We start from the raw sequence: 1,207 nt of genomic DNA on the forward strand, positions 1-1,207 counted from the left end.
TTGTCATACTTCAAACAGCTTCCGTTATCAATCTTTCTAGAAGAAAGAATTGCTAAGACCTGGTTGATTTTATCAGCGTCCGGTTGTGCTTCGAACACGGATTTGATACAATCAATGGGCAACGCAAACTGGACATTGAATTTCTTTATGTAGGAGTTTAGAAATTCATTTGCTTCCTCAATGGAAGATACTCCAGCTAAGCGTAGCTCTATAGGAAGGCGGGATTGGAGGGTGCCAAACATTCTTTCAACCCGCCCTTTTGCTTGTGGGACACTGGAGGTACGAATATCAATACCTAACTGTTTACAGGCGTAACCAAACTGTGTGAAGGTATCCTTTTCAACGGAAGTTTCACGCTTCTTTTTATACTCAAAAACCGTACGCTTATCGGTAAAAAATTGATAAGGGATCCCGTGATTACTTAGAATTTGCTGAAGCACATGGTAATAGGCGTTTAAAGTCTCTTGTTTATCAAAGAAAGCGCCAACGACTTGACCGGTAGCATCATCCACAGCGATGTGAAGATGGGTTTTGTATCCTCCAAACCATGGGTGTACAGAAGCATCCATCTGAAGCATTTCTCCGAAGTTTGCGCATCTAGGACGTCTAGGGTGAGCATCTTCAAGGTCGAGAATAGAGCTTTGCAGTGCTGCTGACTTCTTCTTGGATTTGGTCTTTGATTGAAGAGCCTTTAGCTCTTCTTTAACCGTTTTTTTTGTGGACTTGTTCGCTTTAGGCGAAAGAATATGTTCCTTTCTGAGGATGGAAGAAATACTGCTTACTGATATAGCAAGATTTTCTCTCTCCAGAAGAAGTTCAGCGTAATGGGTTAGGTTACAGTCATAGTACTTTGTCCGGTATAAGTCTAAGACCAACTGTTTTTTATCGTCGGGAAAAGCGATCGCCGGTTTTCTCTCGCGATTTCCGTGAACAAAGAAGGCCTTACCCTTCTCTTGATATCCTTTGATCAATCGATTAATGTGGCGTTCTGAACAACCGATCTTAAGAGCTGCAGTTTTCTTATTACCATTTGTGTCTACAAGCTTTTTGATAACGTCATATTTTTGGTTCTCATCCATAGTTAATATTACCTTTCTGATTATGTCCACCTCATTTCTTAGTCCTGAGGTTCTATTATAATAGATTTAATAGTATTTGGGACATAGTCACTTGTGATATATTAAGACATTATCATATATGGATCATA

At 39.9% G+C, this 1,207-nt stretch carries 1 protein-coding gene; it reads right to left on the reverse strand.

Features of this window, described 5'->3' with window-relative positions; genetic code table 11:
- The coding region (locus tag ISALK_RS14830; RefSeq protein WP_160723654.1) for an ISNCY family transposase at nt 1-1,079 on the reverse strand (1,079 nt) is incomplete at its 3' end.
- Nucleotides 1,080-1,207: the final 128 nt, after the last annotated feature.

This window comes from Isachenkonia alkalipeptolytica, assembly GCF_009910325.1.
Lineage (GTDB): Bacteria > Bacillota > Clostridia > Peptostreptococcales > T1SED10-28 > Isachenkonia > Isachenkonia alkalipeptolytica.